Genomic DNA, 6,160 nt, shown 5'->3' on the forward strand with positions numbered 1-6,160 from the left:
GTGTGGAGCAGGGCGAGCGGGCCGAAGTCTGCGAAGCTCTCGTGATCAAGGCGAAGTGGCGTAAATTCGGCGGTTGTGCAGTGAAGGAGTGCGTTCTTACCAGGGGAGATCTCGCCTTACACCTGAAAGGGTGACGGTGATGAACCGGAGCGAGGAGTCAGCAAAGGCCGCAGCAGCTGCCTGCTCAACTTCTCGAACCGCCCGGTGCGGACCCGCATTCCGGGTGGTGTGGGAGGGGATCGGTCAAATCGACCGCCCCTATCCCAATTACCTGTGAGCCTATTGTCAGGAAAACGCTGTCGGGAAAAATTTTTCAAACACTTTCAAGTGAAGTGTGAGTGAAGGTTCAGAAAAGATCGCAGTGATAACCATCGCGGTTGTCATATTGTAGGGACATGCCATGCCCATCAGGAAAATGATCCTTGCCTCTTTACTAAAAAGCCCGGCTTCGGCAGGATGTCTCCTTCTTTCCACAATCCGATGCTGTCACCTTCGTAAACGTCTTTTGCCTCAATTCGTCCAACCTTTTTCCCATCTGTGTTAAAGACTTCTAATATGTCCTCTTCTGAAATTCCATCTTTTTTCCCTAGCCCAAAGAATACATAGGTTTTCCGCCCCTCATGATCAAAAATAACTCTGTAAATCTCCCCAAATCCTTCTAAGCGAAGAAGTCGGTCAATCCGGGATGAAAGCAGAAAAAGAGTTCCTCCAAGGAATAAAGCAGTTCCCAAAGCTCCGCAAGAAACAATCCATGGATTTATACCCATATATCGCCTGAACATTGAAAGAGACACTTTCTGAAGATCTTTTTGTCCACTGTGCACAAAGATGGTGAATTCTCTAAGAGGTTTTTTGTCGTGGGGAGCAGGAGCTGTTACTTTCACGATATATTTCCCTTGGGAAGCTTCCGGGAGGATTTCTATGACGCCCTGCCAAAGAGTGCCGCCTAACCAGTAACCGGTTTTAGTTCCCAGCAGAGTAACCCGGATGGCTTTTTCCGGAATGATTGTTAACTTCAGTTTTTCAAGATCCTGTATGTCAGGTGGGAGAGGACCAATGACCGAAATTTGAGCCCCTGGAAGAACGTGAAATTCATGGGGATTTTGCCTGAAACGGGCTAAAAGACCATCAACAAGAGCAATCAAAAAGACAAGACAACAAATAGCGCACATGATCCCAAGTTTTTTGCGCCTGTTGAAAAGAGATACGTCCATTTTCATCCTCCCGAAGAGAAAAAGGAAATAGCAAAAAGGCTTGATGTCACTAACTATTTTCTTGTCTGTGTTTTTTCGTAAGCAAACGCATTTTTCTAAATGGAAAGGGCGAGCTTTTAGCCAGCCCGCCCTTTCGGTTTACCCCTGTGTCCTTATTACTTCTTGTATATGTCAGTTCTCGTTACATTCATGAACCGTTTCGCCTTGCCATCCTCTTTGTAGTAGATCCGAACCACATCACCAGAATCCCATGTGTCGGCTGGAAGGGTGAAGTATTCTTCGGGAAGGGAAAATGTCACAAGAAGTTTCTGTCTGGATGAATAGACCGTTATAGTCTTGCGATCCTTATCCACTACCGGGAATTTCTTTGGTTTACCCTGAGATGCATCAAATACCAGAGGACTATCCTTTTCGACGTTTTCTTTCCTATCAACGATAGTTATAGGAATGGTTTCTATCTTATTAGAAGACGGATTGAAGATGGTGATTTGTTGCTTTACCACATCGAGATTCAGTCTTCCACCAGCTTTTGGTTCAGGACCAATCTCATTTGGATCATCAGGCATTTTGTAGGACACAGGGGAACCGTCATACTTGGGATTTTTCTCATCGCCCATATCTCTTATAATCGTTACTATCTTCTTTTCTTTGTCATACTTTAAGGTCCTTCCCTGATCCACCTTTCCAAAATTGCACCCTGATATAGCTAGAGTTAAAACCGCAAGGGTTATGATTAATCTGTTTAGAACTCTCATGGAATCTCCTCCATGTAATGAGTGGTTTTATGCGCCATGGCTCTCCGTTGCCATACGCTGCTGTTTTTTGATCGCAATTTCCCTCCTGGCTCCCTGAACCATGCGCACGGCAATGTAAAGGCTCAAAATGGAAACAACCCCTAGCACCACGATGGTTGCCAGAGTGCCGCAAATATCCTTCACACCAGGAACATAGGAAGGAATGAGTTTCAGGACCACGGAAACCATGCAACCAATAACAGCCCATCCAAAAGCAATTCTAATGCCGTAACCCTTTATATACTTTGTGGCAACAGTCCCGACCTGAGCCCCAACAGACGCTCCAATAAGCATGATGACAGCGGCTAGAAGTTCAGTTCTACCTTTGTAAGTGTAAGTTGCTGCTCCGTATAGCCCTGAGATCATTACTTCGAAAAGATCTGTTCCGACGGCTACGTGAGTTGGACATCCAACCAGGTAGATAAGAGCCGGCATGCGGATAAGACCACCACCAATTCCAAGGATTCCCGCAAGCCATCCCGTAAAGAAACTTACCATAACGGGAAGCCACATGGAGCAATAGATTCCCGCTGCTCTGAAGTGCATCATCGGGGGAATACGAATTTTATGTAAGGTCTTGTGCCACTCTATACCTGTTGCAAGTTTATCTACTTCACGGCCCGCCAGTTTTGCTTCTCTCTCCTTACGTTTTCTCTTTGCGACATCGTAGAAGACCATCCAGGCTATGAAGAGCAGGAGAAAGACATAAAGCCATCGCACAACCTTTTCGACATTTCCAATTCTTTCGAGCCACATGACCATCTGAGCACCCACCTCAAAACCAACAACCGTTCCTATCAGCATGATAAGACCGAGCTTATAATCCACGTTTCCGAACTTGCCGTGGCGCATTGTAGAGATCAGAGATTTTCCGGCCATGTGAGCGATATCTGTTCCGATAGCAAAGGCCATAGGGAAACCCAGGATATTAAGCCCTGGCGTTACCATCCAGGCACCACCCATTCCGAAAAATCCCCCTATGATACCTACACCGATACCGAGGATAATCAAACCTGGCCAGAAAATCGGCACACCTGCAATCGGCATAGTGATGTATAGCCAGTCCATAGTCCTGCCTCCTTCTTCTTTTATGGTTTAGTGTTCTGCAAGTTCCCGAGATTTTAAGTCGATACCCATGGAAGACATTACCCAGTCAGCAACGAGCCCGAATATTACCCCTATCAAGGGGATGATGATTATCGTAAGGAGAGCGAAGTAGATGTGGCTTTCGTTATAAAGGTTTGCCCACCAGGCCAAAACTCCGTGAACCTTTCGTGGATCGGCAACGATAACAACATTCGCCACTTTGCCTCCACCAGCAGCCATGGCCATAGTGGGTAGCAACACTGCTACCGCAGTAAACATACCAAGTATCGTTGAAAAAAGCCTTTTCATCATCTCCCATACCTCCTTTTTGAAAGTCTTATCTTACAACCAGGACACTGCAAGGTGCCTGGGCTACTACCTTTGCGGCTGTTGAGCCGATTAAAGTTCTCATAAAACCCGAAATGCCCGTACTTCCCAGAATTATGATGTCGAACTTTTGTTCCTGTGCGAATCTAAGGATGTTGTTTGCTGGAACTAAGCCGGCTTCCAGATGAGTCTTTACGGGGATATTCTTTTCATCAAACAGAGCCTTTGCACGATCCAGAGCTGATTTTGCTTGATTCTCAAGCTTTGTCTGGATGTTGAGAGGCATTTCATCAAAAAAATCCTTGGCATAATATGCTACAGAAATTATGGTTACTTCCGCACTCTCCTTTTCCGCAAATTCCAAGGCTTTTTGAACTGCCTTCATGGCGTGTTCTGACCCATCGGTTGCTACTAGGATTCTTTGTCCCATTGTCTGAACCTCCCTGTTGCTGTTTTCGTAATCCACCTTGCTTCCGACTTCATTTCTCATTACCAGCAATGAACGTGCCGAATTGCACAATCGTGAAAACCCTCCATCTATTCAAGGCTTTCATAGCCTTTTATCGGTGTGAGATTTTGGTGGAAGCCCTATTTTGTAACCTAGCGAGAGACACTTCTGTCACTTTATGTTGACAGTAGCGATTTCTTTAGTAAAAGAATTGACAATTTTTCTCAGTGAATACAATGAGATAGGTTTTATCAGGTAGCCGTGAGCCCCTATTGAGACTGCATCCTTCATGTGACAGGTCTGGTGGATGGAACCAGTAAGCAAAACAACAGCATGGCTCCAACAAGAAAGAATCTCTCGTAGTGTTACAAAATTCGGTGGTCCTGCTATACCGATGTCCATGAGAATAAGATCGATAGAAAAGGCGTTTAGAATACTTTGGGCTTCTTCTTTTGTGGATGAAACAAAACACTGAAGGCGATCCTGAGTTGTAAGAGCTCTAAAGAAAAAATCCTGAGTGTCTTCGTCAGGATCAATAATTAAAATGTAAACCTTCCCGTTCATGGCATGTTCCTTCTTTGTTATCGTGACTAACCAGAATCAGACATCCCGTTTGGCATGCATCATCAAAGAATGTGCCACGGTGGGGGTGGTATGCTTGAAATTATCTTTTCGATTTTGGTTGTGGACGATGTATTCTAGGACTAAGATAGTTTTGATGTTATAAAAAATCGGATGCCTTGATGCTAGGAGCATAGGATAAAGTATTAGAATGGGGCTTGGGCGTATGTATTCAGAAATGGTCGAAATAACCTTAAACCGCAACACGGTGGATTTTTTGTCGGCTTCCGATCTTGTGAAAGTGTTGCGTAGGCTAATGGAACGGAAAAGTGAAGATATTCTCAGCAGGTATCTTATATGGATAGATGAATTTTTCAGCCAGCCGAGTGAAATGGTGATAGGCTTTTTGCGCGAAAATAATTTCACGTTGCAGGATATGCGTGAGCTGGCCGCGGTTGTTGAACAACTGGGGGTTGGTGTTATAAAATTAAAGGAATTTTTAGAATAGATGATGTTTCTGGAACTGTTTAGGAAAGCGCTGAAAATAATCGACAGCGCAGGAATTCCAGATCATGCTTGGGGATTTGGCGGCGGAACCGCTCTGTACGAATTTTGGAAGTGTCCGCGCATCAGCAAAGATATCGATATATTTTTATATGACATACAGTTGGTGCCATTTGTCAGCCCAAGAACTAATAGCTTTGCCGAAGAAATATGTGGGGGAAGATTTGTGGAACAGTCCAATTTCGTCAAGCTAGAACTTTCAAGTGGTGACATAGATTTTATTGCAGCACCTCTTCTTACCAGTGATCCTATTGTTAAATGTGAGTTAATGTTTTATGGTGGTCGGACAATCAATGTAGAACGTCCGTGGGAAATAGTAGGAAAGAAGCTTTTTTATCGGTCTTATTACTATAAGGAGCGTGATATTGTTGATCTTGTGTCGGTGCTATGTCTTTTTGAAGACAACATTCCAGAAGACTTTCTGAAGATACTTCATTACCGCTGGGATCATATCGCCTTGCGGTGGGATGTTTTATCTCAATACTTTGTAGATAGGTTTTCTCAATTAAAGCTTAATCGAGAGAGGTGGAAAGAAATTTTTAATGTGGAGCCAGATGCTGAGTTTGTGGCTAAATCGTTTGAGAAATTTATTGCTGATCTAAAAAGCTTTCAATAGTTTCAGAATTTCCTCAGAAAAAGATTCCATTAGCATGTAAAACTCGCAAAAAAAATCAAAATCTTAGTTTTTTAAGCGATAAGGCTTATTTTTTGAGGTATGGTATGAATCTGTGGTGGAGCTGAGGGGAATCGAACCCCTGACCTCTTGAATGCCATTCAAGCGCTCTCCCAACTGAGCTACAGCCCCACCTTCAGGGTGACATTTCATATATCAGCATATCCCTGCGTTAGTCAATAGTTTTCTGAGGGTATTGGAAAACTTCCCTTATGGGGTGACTAGGTAACATAGCCCACAGAAAGAGCAGGGATGGAACTCAACCTGGAAGACCTTTCCAGACTTATGCAACTAACCCAAGTTCGCCACTTTTTGTGGCGAAAATGGCATTTTTGCCTCTTTTGGGAAGTCTAACTTATTGAAATTACGGATTGGCCAGGGTAGAAATCTTAATGTAGTGTCAGAAGAGAGGTTAATTGTCCTTGACAAAGCCAATGCATTGAGATATTATTGCTTCGCTATGTTTATCAGAAAAGCCAGAAAAATAGACCGA

At 43.9% G+C, this 6,160-nt stretch carries 8 protein-coding genes and 1 tRNA gene; 2 read left to right on the top strand and 7 right to left on the bottom strand.

What is annotated here, in order from left to right; translation table 11 throughout:
- Window positions 1-407: 407 nt before the first annotated feature.
- From WHS38_12345 to WHS38_12370, 6 genes are all read right to left on the bottom strand, one after another.
- Window positions 408-1,214 carry a hypothetical protein gene (locus WHS38_12345; GenBank protein ID MEJ5301767.1) on the bottom strand — a complete coding sequence of 269 codons (807 nt, stop codon included), beginning with the start codon at window positions 1,212-1,214 and terminating at the stop codon, window positions 408-410.
- 155 nt (window positions 1,215-1,369) lie between these two features.
- Window positions 1,370-1,969, bottom strand: a complete 600-nt coding sequence (locus tag WHS38_12350) for a DUF4881 domain-containing protein (protein MEJ5301768.1) — start codon at window positions 1,967-1,969, stop codon at window positions 1,370-1,372.
- Window positions 1,970-1,996: 27 nt separating this feature from the next.
- Complete coding sequence (locus WHS38_12355; GenBank protein MEJ5301769.1) at window positions 1,997-3,076, bottom strand: sulfite exporter TauE/SafE family protein; 1,080 nt, start codon at window positions 3,074-3,076, stop codon at window positions 1,997-1,999.
- Between the two features lie 27 nt (window positions 3,077-3,103).
- Complete coding sequence (locus WHS38_12360; GenBank protein ID MEJ5301770.1) at window positions 3,104-3,406, bottom strand: DVU0150 family protein; 303 nt, start codon at window positions 3,404-3,406, stop codon at window positions 3,104-3,106.
- Window positions 3,407-3,431: 25 nt separating this feature from the next.
- A complete protein-coding gene (locus WHS38_12365; protein MEJ5301771.1) occupies window positions 3,432-3,851 on the bottom strand; it encodes a universal stress protein in 420 nt (139 codons plus the stop codon).
- A gap of 189 nt (window positions 3,852-4,040) precedes the next feature.
- A complete protein-coding gene (locus tag WHS38_12370; protein MEJ5301772.1) occupies window positions 4,041-4,433 on the bottom strand; it encodes a response regulator in 393 nt (130 codons plus the stop codon).
- Window positions 4,434-4,656: 223 nt separating this feature from the next.
- On the opposite strand from WHS38_12370, the gene WHS38_12375 reads away from it, so the two are divergent.
- Together WHS38_12375 and WHS38_12380 are read left to right on the top strand one after the other, a co-directional pair.
- Window positions 4,657-4,938, top strand: a complete 282-nt coding sequence (locus WHS38_12375; protein MEJ5301773.1) for a hypothetical protein — start codon at window positions 4,657-4,659, stop codon at window positions 4,936-4,938.
- Complete coding sequence (locus WHS38_12380) at window positions 4,939-5,610, top strand: nucleotidyl transferase AbiEii/AbiGii toxin family protein (GenBank protein ID MEJ5301774.1); 672 nt, start codon at window positions 4,939-4,941, stop codon at window positions 5,608-5,610.
- Window positions 5,611-5,723: 113 nt separating this feature from the next.
- Here WHS38_12380 and WHS38_12385 read toward each other — a convergent pair.
- Window positions 5,724-5,799 (bottom strand) — tRNA-Ala (locus tag WHS38_12385).
- Window positions 5,800-6,160: the final 361 nt, after the last annotated feature.

Source organism: Thermodesulforhabdaceae bacterium, assembly GCA_037482015.1.
GTDB lineage: Bacteria > Desulfobacterota > Syntrophobacteria > Syntrophobacterales > Thermodesulforhabdaceae > JAOACS01.

Bases quoted from the DNA above. Each gene is read 5' to 3' on its own strand.
- WHS38_12365 (MEJ5301771.1), bottom strand. From the start codon at position 3,851: ATGGGACAAAGAATCCTAGTAGCAACCGATGGGTCAGAACACGCCATG.
- WHS38_12375 (MEJ5301773.1), top strand. From the start codon at position 4,657: ATGTATTCAGAAATGGTCGAAATAACCTTAAACCGCAACACGGTGGAT.
- WHS38_12345 (MEJ5301767.1), bottom strand. From the start codon at position 1,214: ATGGACGTATCTCTTTTCAACAGGCGCAAAAAACTTGGGATCATGTGC.
- WHS38_12380 (MEJ5301774.1), top strand. From the start codon at position 4,939: ATGATGTTTCTGGAACTGTTTAGGAAAGCGCTGAAAATAATCGACAGC.
- WHS38_12370 (MEJ5301772.1), bottom strand. From the start codon at position 4,433: ATGAACGGGAAGGTTTACATTTTAATTATTGATCCTGACGAAGACACT.
- WHS38_12355 (MEJ5301769.1), bottom strand. From the start codon at position 3,076: ATGGACTGGCTATACATCACTATGCCGATTGCAGGTGTGCCGATTTTC.
- WHS38_12360 (MEJ5301770.1), bottom strand. From the start codon at position 3,406: ATGATGAAAAGGCTTTTTTCAACGATACTTGGTATGTTTACTGCGGTA.
- WHS38_12350 (MEJ5301768.1), bottom strand. From the start codon at position 1,969: ATGAGAGTTCTAAACAGATTAATCATAACCCTTGCGGTTTTAACTCTA.